Below are 17,259 nucleotides of genomic sequence, written 5' to 3' on the forward strand. Positions count from 1 at the left end.
CGGAGAGTGGAGGTGTCCGCGAAAACCCCCATGAGCCCCGTCGAGGAGTCCCCTGTGCAGCAGTCACCCCGTGCCGGCCGAGAAGGCGATGTGCTGGCCGTCGTCAGCCAGAGCGGGCCGGCGGTCTCGTTCTACGACGCCGCCCGCGACCGGCACCTCGGTACGGTCGAAGTCCCCGCCGAGCCCCATGAGTTGTGCTTCGACCCGGTGCGGCGGCTGCTGTGGTGCAGCAGTACGTACCGCTCCGGCTACTACCACGCCAACGGCGGCCGCGGCACCGAGCTGACCGCCATCGATCCCGACACCCGCCGGATCGTGGAGGTCGTCGACCTCGCGCCCGAACACGGGCCGCACGGGCTGGCGCTGGACCCGGTCCGCGGCCGCCTCTACGTCAGCGTGGAGGGCGCGGCGGACCGGCCCGGCGGCGTCGTGGTGATCGACACCGCCACCCGCCGGCCCCTGGGCAGGATCGACACCGACGCACCCGGACCGCACTGGTTCGCCATCGATCCGACGGGGCGGACGGGCTACGCCAGTAACAAGGAGGCGCCGTTCGTGTCGGTGGTCGACCTGGAACGCGGCGGCCTCACCGCGAAGGTGGAGGTGCCGGGCAGCGAGGGGCTGGCGGTCTCCGCCGACGGCGCGCACGTCTTCGTCGCCGCCCCGTACGCCGGTGCGCCCGAGGGGCAGACGCCCGGCATCCGGGTGATCGACGCCGGCACGCTGTCCGTGACCGCCACCCTGCCCACGGACCACGTCGTCATGCCGGTGCACCTGACCGCGACCGGCAAACTGCTCACCGGCGAGGTGCGCATGCGGCCGGCCCCCGACTCCGACGGCGTCTCCGGCTCCGGCTCCGGCTTCGGCTCCGGCCTCGGCCGTCAGGCGCCGGGCCGCCTCACCGTCTTCTCGGCGGCCACCCGCGAACGCCTCGGCGAACTGGAGGTGGGGGTGATGCCCCTGACCGTCCGGTCGTCCCCCGACGGCCGACTGGCCTACGTGGCCTGCGTCGTCTCCTCCACCGTCCACGTGATCGACCTGGACACGCTGCAGACCCTGGCCCGGCTGGACATCGCCAAGCGCGGCGAACCGGGAGCGCACGGCCTGGCGTACGTCCCACGCCCGTGACGGCAGGGTGGAGGGGGCCGTGGGCCGGCCGGGGCGGCGGCCCGGCCGGTCACCATCCGTTCTTCGTGCGGATCCGGGCCGGTGCCCGGGCCGAGGCGGAGAAGCCGGGCGTGGACCTGACCGTCACCGACGCCCGGAGCGACGCCTCCCAGCAGGCCGACCCGTTGCGGAACTTCACTTCGGCTTCGACGGCACCCCGGACGGGCCGGCGGCGGTGAAGGACGGCACGCTGTACGCGTAGGTCGCCCAGCAGCCGGGGCAATCGGGGAGGATCGCCGTGGACAACGCGCTGAAGGCGGTCCGGGGCAAGAAGGCGGAGCCGACGGTGAAGGTGCCGGTGAAGGTGGTCACGAGGGACAACGTGGCCGGCTTCAGCGGCTGACGACGACGGACGGCGGGCGGCCCCCGGAGCATCTCCGGGGGGTCCGCCCGACGTCATCCGGCCGGGGAGTTGCGGGGAGTCATGGGGAGTCACGAGATGTACGACTACGACCTGTTGGTCGTGGGTTCGGCCAACGCCGACCTGGTGATCGACGTCGAGCGGCGGCCGGCCGCCGGAGAGACGGTGCTCGGCGGCGACCTGGCCGTCCACCCCGGTGGCAAGGGCGCCAACCAGGCGGTCGCCGCCGCCCGGCTCGGCGCGGCTACGGCCCTGCTGGCCCGGGTCGGTGACGACGCTCACGGCCGGCTCCTCCTCGACTCCCTGCGCGCGGCCGGCGTCGACCCGGTCGGGGTGCTGGTGGGCGGGGCGCCGACCGGGGTGGCACTGATCACCGTGGACCCGTCCGGGGACAACAGCATCGTGGTGTCGCCGGGTGCCAACGCCCGGCTCACCCCGGCGGACGTCCGGACGGCGGTGAGCCTGTTCCTGGCCTCCCGGGTGGTGTCCGCCCAGCTGGAGGTCCCACTGGAGACGGTCGTGGAGGTCGTACGGAACCTGTCCCCGGACAGCCGCTTCGTGCTGAACCCCTCCCCGCCCCGGCCCCTGCCCACGGAGGTGCTCGCGGCCTGCGATCCGCTGATCGTCAACGAGCACGAGGCGCGGGTGATCCTCGGCGATGCCTGTGTGAGCGAGGAGCCGGCGGACTGGGCACGGCTGCTGCTGGCCAAGGGCCCGCGCTCGGTGGTGGTGACGCTGGGCGCGCAGGGGGCGCTGGTGTGCGACGACTCCGGGGTGACGCGGGTCGCGTCGGTGAAGGTGGACGCGGTGGACACCACGGGGGCCGGGGACGCGTTCACAGCCGCGCTGGCCTGGCGGCTGGGCACGGGTGCCCCGCTGGCCGAGGCGGCGGCCTACGCGGCCCGGGTCGGTGCGGCGGCCGTGACGAAGCGGGGCGCGCAGGAGTCGTATCCGACGGCGGAGGAGGTCGACGCCCTGTGAGGAAGGCGTTCTCCTGGGGCCTGTCGTCACATTCCCGTCTGCCCGGCGGCGTCATGCACGCTCCCCCACTGCCTCAAGGGCGTGGGAGGTGCCCCCACTCGCCGCACCGGACGCGGACCCGAGTACGTCCAGTACGCGGGTCCACGCCCGGCACGCCGAGAGCACGCACCTGACGCCGCCAGACCGCCCTTCGGGCAACGACGGGAATGTGACGACAGACCCTAGTGCCCTGACGCGTGAGGATCGTCCAGGACGATGCCCCAGGCGTCGCCCTTCGCGACCCGCACGGTGAGTTCCTCGGTCCGGCGCGGGCCGGAGAAGTGGAGAACCACCTCCTGGCGTACGGAACCCTCGTCGAGGAAGTCGGCGGTCACCTCGGCGCGGGCCGCCCGGCCGTAGGCCTTGACCCAGGCGCGGGCCGCCGGACCCGCGTCGCCGCCCTCGGTGTTCAGGGCGGCGAGGCCGTCGGCGTCCCCGTCGGCGAGCCGCCAGACGACCTTCTGGACCGTCTCCAGACTGCCCGCGCTGGGGTGGCCCGTGACGCGCAGCGGACGGTGGTTCGCGTAGTCCGTCTGGTAGTCCAGGCCGTCCTGTCCGCCGGAGCAGGCCGTCAGGGCGGCACCGAGGGCGAGGGTGACCGCGGCGGCCCTCATCGGCTTCGGTCGCACGGTCAGCTCCTCGGCTCGGGGCGCGGTGATCACGCGCTCGATGGGGTTCCTCTTGAACAGGACGGCGTCGCCGGGCCCGCCGTTCCCCGGGCCAGCCGTGTCCCCTGCTCTCCGCGACCCGCCCACTGGACCAGGTCCACGAACCGCGCCGCCGTCTCCGCCAGTACCTCCCGCCCGTCCCGGGCCCACAGCTCCTCGTTGAACAGCTCGACCTCGATCGGGCCCGTGTAGCCGGCCGCCTCCACGTAACCCCGCCACTCGCGCAGGTCGATCGCGCCGTCGCCGATCTGGCCACGGCCGGTCAGCACCCCCTCGGGGAGGGGGGTCGTCCAGTCGGCGAGCTGGAAGGCGTGGATGCGGCCCCCATCGCCCGCGCGGGCGATCTGCGCGGGTGCCTGGTCGTCCCACCAGACGTGGTACGTGTCCACCGCGACGCCCACCTGCTGGGCCGGGAGGCGTTCGGCGAGGTCCAGGGCCTGGGCCAGCGTCGACACCACGCAACGGTCGGACGCGTACATCGGGTGCAGGGGCTCGATGGCCAGGCGTACACCGTGCTCCTCGGCGTACGGTCCCAGTTCCGCGAGGGCGTCCGCGACGCGCTCGCGGGCCGCCCGCAGGTCCTTGGAGCCGGCCGGCAGGCCGCCCGAGACCAGGACCAGCACGTCCGTGCCGAGCGTGGCCGCCTCCTCGATCGCCCGGTGGTTGTCGGCCAGGGCCGCGGCGCGTGCCTCCGGGTCGGTCGCGGTGAAGAAGCCGCCCCGGCACAGGGTCGTCACCGTCAGGCCCGCCTCACGGATCAGCCTCGCCGCCGCCTCCACGCCGTACTCCTGGACCGGTTCCCGCCACAGGCCGACCCGGCCGACGCCCAACCGGCCGCAGGCGTCGGCCAGTTCCGGCAGCGACAGCTGCTTCACCGTCATCTGGTTGATGCTGAAGCGCGCGAGAGCGGTCACTGGTTCACCCCGTACAGCGACAGCAGGGTCTTCATGCGTTCCTCGGCGAGCTTCGGGTCCGGGAACAGGCCCAGTCCGTCGGCGAGTTCGTAGGCGCGGGCCAGGTGCGGGAGGGAGCGGGCCGACTGGAGGCCGCCGACCATGGTGAAGTGCGCCTGGTGGCCCGCGAGCCAGGCGAGGAAGACCACGCCCGTCTTGTAGTAGCGGGTCGGGGTCTGGAAAAGGTGGCGGGACAGCTCCACCGTGGGGTCCAGCAGCCCCCGGAAGCCGGACACGTCCCCCGTGTCCAGCACCCGTACCGCCTCCGCCGCCAGCGGGCCCAGCGGGTCGAAGACGCCGAGCAGGGCGTGGCTGAAGCCCTGGTCGTCGCCCGCGATCAGTTCGGGGTAGTGGAAGTCGTCGCCGGTGTAGCAGCGGACCCCGCGCGGCAGGCGGCGGCGGAGGCGGATCTCACGCTGCGCGTCCAGCAGGGACACCTTGATCCCGTCGACCTTGTCGGGGTGGGCGGCGACGACCTCCAGGAAGGTGTCCGCCGCCGCGTCCAGGTCGGCCGAGCCCCAGTAGCCCTCCAGCGCCGGGTCGAACATCGGGCCCAGCCAGTGCAGGATCACCGGCTCGGCCGCCTGGCGCAGCAGCCGGCCGTAGAGCTCCTGATAGTCCTCGGGACCGGACGCGGCCGAAGCCAGCGCCCGTGACGCCATCAGGACCGCCTGGGCGCCCGACTCCTCGACCACGGTCAGCTGTTCCTCGTAGGCCGCGCGGATCTCCGCCAGGGAACCGCCCGGGATCTGGTCGGTGCCGACCCCGCAGGCGATCCGGCCGCCCACGCCGCAGGCCTCCGCCGCCGACCGGCGGATCAGCTCGGCCGCGCCCGCCCAGTCCAGGCCCATGCCGCGCTGGGCGGTGTCCATCGCCTCGGCGACGCCGAGCCCGTGGGACCACAGGTGGCGGCGGAAGGCGAGGGTGGCGTCCCAGTCGACGGCGGCCGGGGAGCCGGGGTTCGTGTCCGCGTACGGGTCGGCCACGACGTGGGCCGCGGAGAACACCGTACGGGAGGTGAAGGGGGTGCCCGGGGTCACCGCCAGGGGGTCGGTGCGGGGCTCGTGGGTCCGCAGCCCCCCGTGGAAGTCCGGCAGTCGGATGGTCACAGCATGATCTCCGGTACGTCGATGCGGCGACCCTCCGCCGAGGACCTCAGGCCGAGTTCGGCGAGTTGCACACCGCGGGCGCCGGCCAGCAGGTCCCAGTGGTAGGGCGCGCCGGCGTGGACGTGCTTGAGGAACAGCTCCCACTGGGCCTTGAAGCCGTTGCCGAAGTCCCCGTTGTCCGGGACCTCCTGCCACTGGTCGCGGAAGACCTCCGTGGCGGGGACGTCCGGGTCCCAGACCGGCTTGGGGGTCGCCGAGCGGTGCTGGACGCGGCACCTGCGCAGGCCGGCCACCGCGGAGCCCTCGGTGCCGTCGACCTGGAACTCCACCAGCTCGTCACGGTTGACCCGGACCGCCCAGGAGGAGTTGATCTGGGCGATCGCTCCGCCCTCCAGCTCGAAGACGCCGTAGGCCGCGTCGTCCGCCGTCGCGTCGTAGGGTTTGCCGTTCTCGTCCCAGCGCTGCGGGATGTGGGTGGTGGCCAGGGCCTGGACGGAGGTCACCCGGCCGAACAGCTCGTGCAGGACGTATTCCCAGTGCGGGAACATGTCGACGACGATGCCACCGCCGTCCTCGGCGCGGTAGTTCCAGGAGGGGCGCTGGGCCGGCTGCCAGTCGCCCTCGAACACCCAGTAGCCGAACTCGCCGCGGACGGAGAGAATCCGGCCGAAGAAGCCGCCGTCGATCAGCCGCTTCAGCTTCAGCAGACCCGGCAGGAAGATCTTGTCCTGGACGACGCCGTGCTTGACGCCCTTCTGGTGGGCGAGGCGGGCGAGGTCGAGGGCGCCCGCCAGTCCCGTCGCCGTCGGCTTCTCGGTGTAGACGTGCTTGCCCGCTGCGATCGCCTTCCTGACCGACTCCTCGCGGGCCGAGGTGACCTGGGAGTCGAAGTAGAGGTCGACGGTCGGGTCGGAGAGGACCGCGTCCACGTCGGTGGACACGTGCTCCAGGCCGTGCCGGTCGGCGATCTCCCGTAAGGCGTGCTCGCGGCGGCCGAGCAGGACCGGCTCCGGCCACAGCACGGTGCCGTCGCCGAGATCGAGGCCGCCCTCGTCGCGCAGGGCGAGGATCGACCGGACGAGGTGCTGGCGGTAGCCCATGCGCCCGGTCACGCCGTTCATGGCGATACGCACCGTCTTGCGTGTCACGTCAGTTCCCTTCGCCCACGATGGAGCCCCGTGCAGCAAGCGCTTTCTATCGGATGAGACGCTAGTCCCTGGACGGTGTCCGTACAAGTCCGTGTCCCCTTCGAGTTGTTCGAGGGGGCGAACAAACCAGGGCCATGGCTTTAAGGTCTGCTCGACGGATTCCCGGAACCGGCAGCCCGACCTGGCTGTCTACGAGGGCGTACGACACGATGCGCGACCGGAGGACGACGACATGACGGTGACCCTGGCGGATGTGGCGGCCCGCGCCCAGGTCTCCCCAGCGACGGTGTCGCGCGTGCTGAACGGCAACTACCCGGTGGCCGCCTCCACGCGCGAACGGGTCCTGCGGGCGGTCGACGAGCTGGACTACGTCCTCAACGGCCCGGCGAGCTCCCTCGCCGCCGCCACCTCCGATCTGGTCGGCATTCTCGTCAACGACATCGCCGACCCGTTCTTCGGGATCATGGCGAGCGCGATCCAGGCCGAGATCGGGGGACCGGGCGGCCGGGCGGGCGGTGAGCGGCTCGCGGTGGTCTGCAACACGGGCGGCTCGCCCGAGCGTGAGCTGACGTACCTGACCCTGCTGCAGCGGCAGCGGGCGGCGGCCGTGGTCCTGACCGGCGGGGCCGTGGAGGACGCGCCGCACGCGGCGGCGGTCGCGGCGAAGCTGCGCAAGCTCACGGAGGCCGGGACCCGGGTGGTGCTGTGCGGACGGCCGCCGGCGCCCGACACCGGCGCCGTCGCCCTCACCTTCGACAACGGGGGCGGTGCCCGCCGGCTCACCGAGCACCTCCTCGGCCTCGGCCACCGCCGCCTCGGCTACATCGCGGGTCCGCAGGAGCGTACGACCACCCGGCACCGCCTGGAGGGCCACCGGGCGGCCCTGGCCGCGGCGGGCATCGAGGAGGACCCCCGCCGGACGGTGCACGGGCGCTTCGACCGCCAGTCCGGTTACGAGGCCACGGTGGAGCTGTTGCGCCGCGATCCGTCGCTGACGGCGGTCGTCGCCGCGAACGACTCCGTCGCGTTGGGGGCGTGCGCGGCGTTGCGGGAGTCCGGGTTGCGGATCCCCGAGGACGTCTCCGTCGCCGGGTTCGACGATCTGCCGTTCAGTGTGGACGCGGTGCCCGCGCTGACGACCGTGCGGTTGCCGCTCGCGGAGGCGGGCGCGCGGGCCGGGCGTATCGCCATGGGGCGGGAGGATGCGCCGCCGGGGGGTGTTGCCGCCGTTCAGGGGGAGTTGATGGTTCGGGCGTCTTCCGGGGTGCCCCGCGCCTGAGGGGCCGTGAGGGACCCCGCTCACTGCCGGCCGGGAAGCGACCGGCCCAGCAGCGGCAGCGCGGCCTCGCCCCTGCGGCGGGCCCGGTACCAGCGCTTTCCGGTGTCGTAGGACCGTCGTGCCTGGCGCACGGCGGCGATCTGGGTGGCCAGGTGGGCCTGGTAGCGCCAGGGGTTCTGACGGCCCTGGCGTACCGACATCGCGTAGGCGAAGGAGACGGGGTCACGGTCCAGGTAGTCGTCCAGCTGCTCGAACCAGGCCATGCTGGAGCGCGCCGCCGCCTGGGTCCGGTGCAGCTCCGCACGGCGGCGCCGGTCGTACTCGCGCAGCGCCACCCGGGGATCCGGGAACCGGGTGAGGGCCTGGGCCAGCACGATCCCGTCGATCATCGCGAGCCGGGTCCCCGAGCCCAGTGTGAAGTGCGTGGTGTGCGCGGCGTCGCCGGCCAGGACCACGTTGCCGTCGACCCACGTGCGGTTGCTGATGTGCGGGAACCGCTGCCACTTCGCCGGTTCGCCGCGTGAGCTGCTGATCAGACGGTGGCCGTCGAGCGCGCGGTGGAAGATCTTCTCCAACAGGGGCAGGGTGTCCTCGGGTTCGAGCGTGTCGAGCCCCAGGCCCTGCCAGGTCTGTGGTGAGCACTCCACGATGCAGGTGCTGATCCCCCGGAACGACGGGTAGGCGTGGAACCAGATCCAGCCCGCGGGGGTCTCCTCGAAGTCGAACACGAAGCTGTCGAACCGCCGGTCCGTGCCGAGCCAGACGTAGGGGTTGCGGCCGGTCTCGATCCGGGTGCCGAAGTGCTCGGTGCGGCTCTGCCGGATCCGGCTGCCCGCGCCGTCGGCGGCCACGACCAGGTCGGCCTCCGGCAGCTCGTCGGGGTCCTCGAGCCTGTGGCCGTGCCGGACGTCGACGCCGAGGGACCGCGCGCGCCGGGTCAGGACCTCCAGCAGGGCCGCACGGCCCATGCTGTAGCCGTAGCCCCCGAAGTACGCCGTGCCGTCGTGCCGGCTGCCGTGCAGGTGGATCTCCTGGTCCTGCCAGAGCACGGAACCGGCGCTCACCGCGCGGGCGCTCTCGGGGTCGTTGCGGTGCAGGAGGTCCAGCAGGCCGTTCCAGTACACGACACCCCAGCCGTACGTGGCCTCGGGCGGGTCGCGCTCGATGACGGTGATCTCGTGTCCGGCGTCACGCAGCTTCGCGGAGATCGAGAAGTACAGCCCGGCCGGGCCTCCGCCCACGCAGACAATCCTCATCGGGTCCCACCGCCTTCACGGCCACGGGGCCTTCAAGGCCCCCTCCGTCCGCACACCAGGGAGGTCGACAGGGAAGTCGTCATGTGGATCCGGGTGCCCTGGGTCGGGCACCCGGATCCGCCTTTCGCTCTCCGAGGGCGTCGGTCACGCTTGCCGGTGCTCAGTCGTCCTCGTCGTCACCCCAGCCCCAGCCGCCGCCGTGGTCGTCTCCACCCCAGCCGCCGCCGTGGTCGCCGCCTCCGTAGCCGCCTCCGCCGCCGTGGTCGCCGCCTCCGTAGCCGCCTCCGCCGCCACCGTGGTTGTCGTAAGCGGCGACGTGGTCGGGCGCGGCGGTGTTGGCCGCGCTGGCGGCTCCTGCTCCGGCTGCGATCGCCAGGATCGGTGCCGAGCAGACCGCGATGGCCACTCTCTTGATGCGTGTGGTGTGCGCGCGCATGGTAAGCCCCTCTCCGGAGGGTGTGGATGATTTCCCCGACGGCCATGACGGGCCGTCAGCCCTCGCACCAGGGCCTGCGCGTAGCCCTGTGCGTCGTCCGCCGCGCGCGATGACATGCGCTGGACAGCGGATCGTCACTTCCGATGCGAAACGGACATATGTGACGTTTGTTCTTAAACTACGACGAGTTTCCGACGAAGTCAAAACGAGCGGCGGCGCGCGGGGGAAGTGTGGCGAGGCCCCAACTCCCCCTCGGCGAACGGCGTTTCCCCAGCCGCCTCCCCAGTCGTGGACGCGGGCGGGCCGCGGGCTTACGCTCGGTGGGTCGGTATCTCTGACTGAGTCAAGAATCCGGGGCCGCTCATGACCGTCCAGGACGTCCGTGCCTTCAACCGCTTCTACACGGGCGTCATCGGCGCCCTCGACTACGGCCGCCATCTCTACGCCCCGTACACCCTCACCGAATCCCGCGTGCTGTACGAACTCGCCCAGGTCCCGTACCTGGACGCGGTCGACCTGCGCACCCCGCTCGGCCTGGACGCCGGATACCTGAGCCGGATCCTGAACAAGTTCGAGGACGCCGGGCTGATCGAGCGCGGGCCCTCCGAGAAGGATCCGCGCCGGCGACGGGTACGGCTGACCACGCGGGGCCGGGAGGCCGCCGCCCTGCTGGACGAGCGGGCCCGGGAGACGGTCGTGGCCATGCTCGACACGGTGGCCCCGGACGACCGGCCGCGGCTCGCGGAGGCCATGCGGACCATCCGGGACCTCCTCGGCGAGGGGCACGCCCGCTCCGGCGAGGTGGTGCTGCGCGAGCCGCTCCCCGGCGACCTCGGCTGGATCGTGCAGCGCAACGCCGCGCTGTACGCGGCCGAGTACGGCTGGAACGCCGACTACGAGGGGCTGGTCGCCCGGATCGTCGCCGACTTCGCCGAGGACCACGACCCGCATCTGGAGCGGGTGTGGATCGCCGAGCAGGGCGGGCGGCCGGTGGGCTGCGTGATGTGCGTACGGGACGACGCGCCCGGCACCGCGCGACTGCGGCTGCTGCTCGTCGAGCCCGAGGCACGCGGGCACGGCATCGGGGACCGGCTGGTGCGGGCCGTGATCGACTTCGCGCGCGGGGTCGGCTACCGCGACCTGGTGCTGTGGACCAACGACGTGCTGAGCGGCGCCCGCCGCATCTACCAGCGACACGGCTTCACCCTCACCACCGAGCAACCGCACCGCTCCTTCGGCAAGGACCTGATCGGCCAGGACTGGCGGCTGGAGTTGCGCGGGCCGGGTGTGTGACGAAGGGTGTCCGTCGCCCCCGGTCGGTGGTGTCCGTCCGTCTGTCGGTGGCGGTGCTTCGTCCGTGCCGTTGAGAGGCGGCGCCGTTCCTGTGGTGAGGACCTGATCGGCCGGGACTGGCGGCTGGATCTGCGCGGATCGGGTGCGTGGCGAGTAGGGTCCGCCCCATGAAGCTGGCGTTCTCCACTCTCGGTGTCCCCGGCCTGCCCGTCCCGGAGGTCCTCGCGCTCGCGACGGCGCACGGCTACCACGGCGTCGAACTGCGCGCCCACCCGGAGGAACCGGTGCACCCCGGTCTCTCCGCCGCCGAACGCGCCGCGACGGCCGCCCTGTTCAAGGCGGCCGGGGTCGAGGTGCTGGGCGTCGCCGGGTACGCGCGCGTCGCCGCCCCCGGCGACGACGCGCCCGTCCTGGCGGAGATCCGGGACCTCCTCCACCTCGCCCACGACCTGGGCGCGCCCTTCGTCCGGGTCTTCCCCGGCGCCGACCCCGCACGCCCCGCCGAGGAGTCCGACGCCCTCGCCGCCCGGCGGCTCGGCACCGCCGCGGAGGACGCTGCCGCGCTGGGGGTGCGGATCCTGCTGGAGACGCACGACTCGCATCGCACCGGTGCCGACGTGATCCGGGTGCTGGGCCCGGTGGGACACCGGCAGGTGGGTGCGCTGTGGGACGTCATGCATACCTGGCTGGGCGGCGAACAACCCTCCGACACCTACGCGGCACTTGCTCCCCACCTGGGATATGTGCAGGTCAAGGACATCGCGTCGGCCGACGACACGCTGCCGCTGCCGCTGGGCTCGGGGGTGCTTCCGCTCACCGAGTGCGTGGACGTGCTCCTGCGGCGCGGATGGGACGGGTGGTTGTGCTGGGAGTACGAGAAGCGGTGGTACGAGGCCGCCGCCCCGCTTGCGGCGTTGCTGGGTGCCGGCCGGGACCATCTGTTGCGCCTGCTGGACGAGGCGGCGTAGGTCCACTGCGGCTGCCGGCCCGGGGCTGCGCCACCAGGGCCGGGTGCGGGTCCGTCGTGGCTTCCCGCGCGGTTCCCCGCGCCCCTGACGGGGCGCTGCCCCACCCCTCGTAATTCCGTGGCCGGGGTGTGGGCGCCCGGCTAGCCTCCCCCGGTGATCCAGGGCTCGCTCATCGACGTACGGCCGCTGCGTACCTCACCCGTCTTCCGGCGGCTGCTGATCGGACGGGCCGTGTCCACGCTGGGCGGCTTCATGACCGTGGTGACGGTCATGTACCAGGTGTGGGACGTGACCCGCAGTACGGCCTGGACCGGCGCGGTCGGGCTCGCGCAGGCCCTGCCGCTGGCGGTGTTCGGGCTGTTCGCGGGGGCCTGGGTGGACCGGGCGGACCGGCGGCGGATCTTTCTGACGGCGACCGTGGGCCAGGCGGCCTGCTCCCTGCTGCTGGCCGTGCAGGGGTTCACCGGGCACGTCCCGGTGGTGGCCGTCCTCGCGCTGGTCGCCACCCGGTCGGCGTTCGGCGCGCTGGGTGCCCCGGCGGCCGGGGTCTTCGTGCGACGGCTGCTGCCCGGGGAGCAGGTGGCCGCCGGTCTGGCCCTCAACCAGATCACCGCCCAGTCGATGATGCTCCTCGGCCCCGCGCTGGCCGGTGTGCTGCTGGGCCGGCTGGGTATCGGCGTCTGCTATCTGCTGGACACCCTCAGCTTCGGCCTCGCCTTCTACGGCGCGTTCGGGCTGCCCGCGCTGCCGCCGCAGGGCGAGCCGTCGCGGGCGGGCGTGCACGGGGTGCTGGACGGGCTGCGGTTCCTGGCCGGGCACCGGGTGGTGCGCGGCGCGTTGGTCACCGACCTCGCCGCGACCGCCCTGTCCTTCCCGGTCAGTCTGTTCCCCCTGGTCAACGCCGAACGGTTCGGCGACGACCCGCGCACCCTGGGCCTGTTCCTGTCGGCTCTGGCGGTGGGCGGCATCGCGGCGACGGCCCTGTCGGGAACCGTGACCCGGTTCGGCCGGCCGGGCCCGGTCATGCTGGGCGCGGCGGCCCTGTGGGGTGCCGCGCTGGTCCTGTTCGGGCTGACGACGAGCCCGTGGACCGGCCTCGCCCTGCTCGTCCTCGCGGGCGCGGGGGACACCCTCTCGGTCGTCTCGCGGTCCACGATCGTGCAGACCCGCACCCCGGACGCGCTGCTCGGCCGGGTCACGGCGGCCGAGCAGATCGTCGGTCAGGCGGGCCCGAGCCTCGGCAACGTGCGCGGTGGCCTGGTCGCGGGCTGGACCTCCGGCGCGACCTCGCTGATCACCGGCGGTCTGCTGTGCCTGCTGGCGGTGGCGACGGTCGCCGCGACGACACCGGAGCTGAGGGAGCGGTCCGCGTCCGGCCAGGGGGCCGACGGCAGCTGACCGGCCCTCACCCCTGGGTGACGGCTCGTCATCAACCGCCTCGGCCACCCCTCTTGCCCAGTCTCAGCGCAATTCCCCCTGGTGTTGCCCCAGTTGCTCCGATAGCTTCCGGCGCACATGTGTCTCACAACAGTCACCCAGGGGAGAGTGCGCATGCGCAAGGTGCTCAGATGGCTGCTGGCGCTCGCGGTGTTCATAGGAACACTGAGCGGCACGGCGGCCGGCGCGGCCACCGCCGCACAGTCCGGGCCCACCGACATCAAGGACCGGCTGCTGTCCATACCGGGCATGAGCCTGATCGAGGAGAAGCCGTACCCCGGCTACCGCTTCTTCGTCCTGAACTACACCCAGCCGATCGACCACCGGCACCCCGACCGCGGCACCTTCCAGCAGCGGATCACCGTGCTGCACAAGGACACCAGCCGCCCGACGGTCTTCTACACCAGCGGCTACAACGTCTCCACGGCCCCCTCGCGCCGCGAGCCCACGCAGATCGTGGACGGCAACCAGGTCTCCCTGGAGTACCGTTTCTTCACTCCGTCGCGCCCCGACCCCGCCGACTGGTCCAAGCTCGACATCTGGCAGGCGGCCAGTGACCAGCACCGGGTCTACGAGGCGCTGAAGCCGGTCTACGGCGGCCACTGGCTCGCCACCGGCGGCTCCAAGGGCGGCATGACGGCGACGTACTACAAGCGGTTCTATCCGCGTGACATGGACGGCGTGGTGGCCTACGTCGCCCCCAACGACGTCGTCAACGACGAGGACTCCGCCTACGACCGCTTCTTCGCGCACGTCGGCACCAAGGAGTGCCGGGACCGGCTGAACGCCGTCCAGCGGGAGGCGCTGGTGCGCCGCAAGCCGCTGGAGCAGCGGTACGCGCGGTACGCCGCCGAGAAGGGCTACACCTTCGACACCGTCGGCGGGCTGGACAAGGCGTACGAGGCGGTCGTCCTGGACTACGTGTGGGGCTTCTGGCAGTACAGCCTGCTGAAGGACTGCGACACCGTCCCGGCGCACGCGGCCACGGCGAGCGACGAGGAGATCTGGAACTCGGTCGACACCATCTCCGGCTTCTCCGCCTACACCGACCAGGGCCTCGCGCAGTACACGCCGTACTACTACCAGGCGGGCACCCAGCTCGGCGCGCCGACCATCCACTTCCCGTCCATCGAGCCGAAGCTGATCCGCTACGGCTACCAGCCGCCGCGCGACTACGTGCCCCGCTCCATCCCGATGCGCTTCCAGCCGCACGCGATGCGGGACGTGGACACGTGGGTGCGGCACCACGCCACGCAGATGCTCTTCGTGTACGGCCAGAACGACCCCTGGGGTTCGGAGCGGTTCCGGCTCGGTACGGGTGCGCGTGACGCGTACGTCTTCACGGCGCCCGGCATGAACCACGGCGCGAACGTGGCGGGCCTGGTGCCGGACCAGAAGGCCCTGGCCACGGAGCGCATCCTGCGGTGGGCCGGGGTCTCCCCGGCCGACGTGGCACGGGCCAGGCCGTTGGCGAGGTTCGACGCCGGGCTGGACGGCCGGGACGCCGAGCGCGAGCCCGGGCTGCGGCCGTAGGGACCGGTCACACCCGCCTGGCGCAGCCCACCGGGTTCCGGCCGCCCAGCTGGACGTACAACGCCGTCGACGCCGGGCAGTCCTCGCGGACCGGTGCCGCCTTGGTGATCCGGTACTGGGGCCGGTGCCGGCCGGAGCCGTCGCAGGGCGTCTCGCGGACCTGGCCCTCGCCGGAGGTGTACACGCAGTCGCCGGGGATCGTGCGCGGGCCGCCCCCGCCGCCGGGGTCGCCGGGGTGCGGCGGCTCCAGGTTGCGCATGCAGGCGTAGCCCTGGGGGACGGCGCCGTCGCCGTCCTCGTCGCCGGCCGGGGCCCGGGCGCTGATGTGCAGCACGAAGTCGGTCGTCGCCGGGCACGAGGGGCCGTCGCTCGCCGCGCCGTCGTAGCGGGCGACGACCCGGGCCGCCGCCCGCTCGCCGGCGCAGGGCACCTCGGTGAAGCTGGTCGCGCCGAAGGAGCTGCACTCGCCGACCGCGAGGAACTCGGCGCCGTAGCCGCTGGTCGCGGCGGGGGTGGGGCGGGCGTCGCCGACGGGGGCGCCCGCCGGGCCCCGGCAGCCGGTCAGCAGGGATGCCAGCAGCAGGCACGCGAGTCCCGCGGCACCCTTCCCCGGCATGGCCACCCCCTGACACCCCGTCCAGCGTGGCCCTTGGCGGCGCGGCCACGCCAGACATGCAGGAGGGTTTCCGCCCATTGGGAGTATTGCGCCCGGTGTGTGGCGTACGGCTAGTACGTCAGCCCGTGCCCGATCGGGTACAGCACCTGCGTGGGGTCGTCGGCCCGCTGCACCGGCACCGGCAGCCTGCCGCGCGGCGCCACGCGTCCGGCGATCACCCGTGCGGCGGCGCGGACTTCGACGTCCGTCCAGCCGTAGGACGCCAGGCAGGCCTTGGCGGCGGGGAGTTGGGCCACGTCGTAGGGGTTGCGGACGGCGAGGGCCACCAGGGGGCCGCCGGTGGCCAGCAGGCGGTCCACCAGCGTCTGCTGGGCACTGCCCGCCGTCACGTTGTACGTCGCCACGATCACCGCGTCCGCGTCCCGCGCGGCCGCGACCGCCTGGGCGATGGTCGCGGCGGAGGGCGAGGTGCCGGTGGACAGGGCCGTGGCGGTGAAGCCCAGCTCGGTGAGGGCGGCCGCCAGCACGGTGGTGGGCGGACCGGTGGTCCCGGAGGGGGAGGCCGGGTCCGCGCCGACGACGAGGAGGCGGGGCTCGGTGCGCGGGTCGAGGGGGAGGGTGCGGTCCTCGTTGACCAGCAGGGTGGTGGTCCGCTCGGCGATCCGGTCGGCGGCGGCCAGGTGCGCCTTGGTGCCCACCGTGCGCTCGATGCGGGTCCGGTCGGTGTACGGATCGTCGAGGAGGCCGAGCCTGGCCTTCAGGCGCAGGATGCGCAGGATCGATTCGTCCAGCCGGGACTCGGTCAGCTCACCGTCCTGGACGGCCTTCAGTACGGCATTCCAGGCCACGTCCAGGAAGGGCGGGTTGAGCAGCTGGTCGGCGCCGGCCTTGAGCGCGAGCACCGGCACCCGGTCGTCGCCGTACTTGGTGCGGACGCCCTCCATGCCGAGGGAGTCGGTGATCACGACCCCGTCGTAGCCGAGTTCGCCGCGCAGGATGCCGCTGAGGACGGGGTGGGAGAGGGTGGCCGGGTCGCCGGAGTCGTCGAGGGCCGGGAACTGGATGTGCGCGGTCATGACGGAGTCGATGCCGGCGGCGATCGCCTCCCGGAACGGTACGGCGTCCAGCTTCTCCCACAGGTCCCGGCTGTGGGTGATGACCGGGAAGCCGGTGTGGCTGTCGACGGCGGTGTCGCCGTGGCCCGGGAAGTGCTTGGCGGTGGCCGCCACCCGGGACTCCTGATAGCCCCTCACCTCGGCGGCCACCAGCGCGGCGACCGCGTCCGGGTCGGCGCCGAACGACCGTACGCCGATGATCGGGTTGGCCGGGTTGACGTTGACGTCGGCGTCCGGGGAGTAGTCCTGGTTGATGCCCATGGCGCGCAGTTCGGCGCCGGAGATCCGGCCGAGGGTGTGCGCGTCGGAGCGGGAGCCGCCGGCACCGATCGCCATCGCACCGGGGAAGAGGGTGGCGGGCTTGCCGACCCGGCAGACCGCGCCGTGCTCCTGGTCGGTGGCGATGAGCACCGGCAGGCCGCGCGGCTGGTCCAGGGAGGCCTGCTGGATACCGGCGGAGAGGTCCGCGATCTGGTGCGGGTCGCGGGTGTTGTGCGCCCAGGTGAAGTAGATGATCCCGCCGACGTGGTACTTCGCGATCAGCTCGGCGGCCGTGCGGACGCCGATCTCCTTGAGGTTGGCGTCGATGTCGGCCTGGTCGGGGGCGGTGGCGGAGTGGCCGTAGACGCGCATCACGAAGAGCTGGCCGACCTTCTCCCGCAGCGTCATCCGGGAGATCAGGGCGTGCAGCCGGCGGTCGTCACCGGGTGCGGCGGCGCGGGCGGCCGTCGGTGCGGTCAGCGCGGCGGTGAGGCCGGCGGTGGCGGCGAGGACGGCGCGTCTGGAGGGCCCCGCGGTGTTTCCCGTGCTTCCCGTGCTGGTGTCGCTTCCCGTGCTGGTGTCGGGCACGTGCGCTCCTTCCAGAGGAGAACCGCTGAAGGAAACTTCCGAGGAGTCACC

The 17,259-nt window shown here is 72.9% G+C and carries 16 protein-coding genes and 1 pseudogene; 9 read left to right on the forward strand and 8 right to left on the reverse strand.

Annotated elements, in window-relative coordinates:
• The first annotated feature begins 54 nt into the window (after positions 1-54).
• From ACWC94_RS03695 to ACWC94_RS03710, 4 genes and pseudogenes are all read left to right on the forward strand, one after another.
• On the forward strand, positions 55-1,128 hold the full coding sequence (locus ACWC94_RS03695) for a YncE family protein (protein ID WP_450794737.1): 1,074 nt from the start codon (positions 55-57) through the stop codon (positions 1,126-1,128).
• On the forward strand, positions 1,125-1,346 hold the full coding sequence (locus ACWC94_RS03700; RefSeq protein ID WP_450795032.1) for a hypothetical protein: 222 nt from the start codon (positions 1,125-1,127) through the stop codon (positions 1,344-1,346). Before ACWC94_RS03695 ends, ACWC94_RS03700 begins: the two co-directional genes overlap by 4 nt.
• A pseudogene (locus ACWC94_RS03705) lies at positions 1,310-1,510 on the forward strand (substrate-binding domain-containing protein); the annotation flags it as partial. The gene ACWC94_RS03700 and the pseudogene ACWC94_RS03705, both read left to right, overlap by 37 nt.
• Before the next feature lie 96 nt (positions 1,511-1,606).
• Entirely contained in the window at positions 1,607-2,509 is a 903-nt protein-coding gene (locus ACWC94_RS03710) for a ribokinase (protein ID WP_450795012.1), read from the forward strand.
• Positions 2,510-2,730: 221 nt separating this feature from the next.
• Here ACWC94_RS03710 and ACWC94_RS03715 read toward each other — a convergent pair whose 3' ends face one another.
• The 4 genes from ACWC94_RS03715 to ACWC94_RS03730 are packed head-to-tail and all read right to left on the reverse strand — an operon-like array spanning position 2,731 to position 6,426.
• The gene (locus ACWC94_RS03715; RefSeq protein WP_450794738.1) at positions 2,731-3,177 is read right to left on the reverse strand and encodes a hypothetical protein; all 447 of its coding nucleotides are present in this window, start codon (positions 3,175-3,177) and stop codon (positions 2,731-2,733) included.
• Positions 3,178-3,206: 29 nt separating this feature from the next.
• Positions 3,207-4,097, reverse strand: a complete 891-nt coding sequence (locus ACWC94_RS03720) for a sugar phosphate isomerase/epimerase family protein (protein ID WP_450795013.1) — start codon at positions 4,095-4,097, stop codon at positions 3,207-3,209.
• 29 nt (positions 4,098-4,126) lie between these two features.
• On the reverse strand, positions 4,127-5,278 hold the full coding sequence (locus tag ACWC94_RS03725) for a dihydrodipicolinate synthase family protein (protein WP_450794739.1): 1,152 nt from the start codon (positions 5,276-5,278) through the stop codon (positions 4,127-4,129).
• Positions 5,275-6,426, reverse strand: a complete 1,152-nt coding sequence (locus ACWC94_RS03730; protein WP_450794740.1) for a Gfo/Idh/MocA family protein — start codon at positions 6,424-6,426, stop codon at positions 5,275-5,277. Before ACWC94_RS03730 ends, ACWC94_RS03725 begins: the two co-directional genes overlap by 4 nt.
• 232 nt (positions 6,427-6,658) lie before the next feature.
• Between ACWC94_RS03730 and ACWC94_RS03735 the strand changes: the two genes are divergently transcribed.
• Entirely contained in the window at positions 6,659-7,705 is a 1,047-nt protein-coding gene (locus ACWC94_RS03735) for a LacI family DNA-binding transcriptional regulator (RefSeq protein ID WP_450794741.1), read from the forward strand.
• 20 nt (positions 7,706-7,725) lie between these two features.
• Here ACWC94_RS03735 and ACWC94_RS03740 read toward each other — a convergent pair whose 3' ends face one another.
• On the reverse strand, positions 7,726-8,946 hold the full coding sequence (locus ACWC94_RS03740; protein ID WP_450794742.1) for an FAD-dependent monooxygenase: 1,221 nt from the start codon (positions 8,944-8,946) through the stop codon (positions 7,726-7,728).
• Between the two features lie 175 nt (positions 8,947-9,121).
• Positions 9,122-9,397 (reverse strand): hypothetical protein, encoded by a 276-nt coding sequence (locus ACWC94_RS03745; RefSeq protein WP_450794743.1) that lies wholly within the window; start codon positions 9,395-9,397, stop codon positions 9,122-9,124.
• Between the two features lie 363 nt (positions 9,398-9,760).
• Between ACWC94_RS03745 and ACWC94_RS03750 the strand changes: the two genes are divergently transcribed.
• The 4 genes from ACWC94_RS03750 to ACWC94_RS03765 all read left to right on the forward strand — a co-directional run bounded on the left by ACWC94_RS03750 (position 9,761) and on the right by ACWC94_RS03765 (position 14,628).
• Positions 9,761-10,690, forward strand: coding sequence for a GNAT family N-acetyltransferase (locus ACWC94_RS03750; RefSeq protein WP_450794744.1), 930 nt, complete (start codon positions 9,761-9,763; stop codon positions 10,688-10,690).
• A gap of 167 nt (positions 10,691-10,857) precedes the next feature.
• Positions 10,858-11,658 (forward strand): sugar phosphate isomerase/epimerase family protein, encoded by an 801-nt coding sequence (locus ACWC94_RS03755; RefSeq protein ID WP_450794745.1) that lies wholly within the window; start codon positions 10,858-10,860, stop codon positions 11,656-11,658.
• Positions 11,659-11,811: 153 nt separating this feature from the next.
• Positions 11,812-13,056 carry an MFS transporter gene (locus tag ACWC94_RS03760; RefSeq protein WP_450794746.1) on the forward strand — a complete coding sequence of 415 codons (1,245 nt, stop codon included), beginning with the start codon at positions 11,812-11,814 and terminating at the stop codon, positions 13,054-13,056.
• Positions 13,057-13,209: 153 nt separating this feature from the next.
• A complete protein-coding gene (locus ACWC94_RS03765) occupies positions 13,210-14,628 on the forward strand; it encodes a S28 family serine protease (RefSeq protein ID WP_450794747.1) in 1,419 nt (472 codons plus the stop codon).
• A gap of 7 nt (positions 14,629-14,635) precedes the next feature.
• On the opposite strand, the gene ACWC94_RS03770 is transcribed toward ACWC94_RS03765, so the two are convergent.
• Together ACWC94_RS03770 and ACWC94_RS03775 are read right to left on the reverse strand one after the other, a co-directional pair.
• Positions 14,636-15,244 (reverse strand): hypothetical protein, encoded by a 609-nt coding sequence (locus tag ACWC94_RS03770; RefSeq protein WP_450794748.1) that lies wholly within the window; start codon positions 15,242-15,244, stop codon positions 14,636-14,638.
• A 110-nt stretch (positions 15,245-15,354) separates the two neighbouring features.
• Positions 15,355-17,208: a glycoside hydrolase family 3 protein gene (locus tag ACWC94_RS03775; protein ID WP_450794749.1), complete on the reverse strand. Its 1,854-nt coding sequence runs from the start codon at positions 17,206-17,208 to the stop codon at positions 15,355-15,357.
• Positions 17,209-17,259 lie beyond the last annotated feature (51 nt).

It is taken from the genome of Streptomyces sp. NPDC001135, assembly GCF_053598395.1.

Excerpts from the sequence above, each read along its gene's own strand:
- ACWC94_RS03750 (WP_450794744.1), top strand. The coding sequence starts at position 9,761 with ATGACCGTCCAGGACGTCCGTGCCTTCAACCGCTTCTACACGGGCGTC.
- ACWC94_RS03755 (WP_450794745.1), top strand. The coding sequence starts at position 10,858 with ATGAAGCTGGCGTTCTCCACTCTCGGTGTCCCCGGCCTGCCCGTCCCG.
- ACWC94_RS03720 (WP_450795013.1), bottom strand. The coding sequence starts at position 4,097 with ATGACGGTGAAGCAGCTGTCGCTGCCGGAACTGGCCGACGCCTGCGGC.
- ACWC94_RS03745 (WP_450794743.1), bottom strand. The coding sequence starts at position 9,397 with ATGCGCGCGCACACCACACGCATCAAGAGAGTGGCCATCGCGGTCTGC.
- ACWC94_RS03765 (WP_450794747.1), top strand. The coding sequence starts at position 13,210 with ATGCGCAAGGTGCTCAGATGGCTGCTGGCGCTCGCGGTGTTCATAGGA.
- ACWC94_RS03770 (WP_450794748.1), bottom strand. The coding sequence starts at position 15,244 with ATGCCGGGGAAGGGTGCCGCGGGACTCGCGTGCCTGCTGCTGGCATCC.
- ACWC94_RS03710 (WP_450795012.1), top strand. The coding sequence starts at position 1,607 with ATGTACGACTACGACCTGTTGGTCGTGGGTTCGGCCAACGCCGACCTG.
- ACWC94_RS03735 (WP_450794741.1), top strand. The coding sequence starts at position 6,659 with ATGACGGTGACCCTGGCGGATGTGGCGGCCCGCGCCCAGGTCTCCCCA.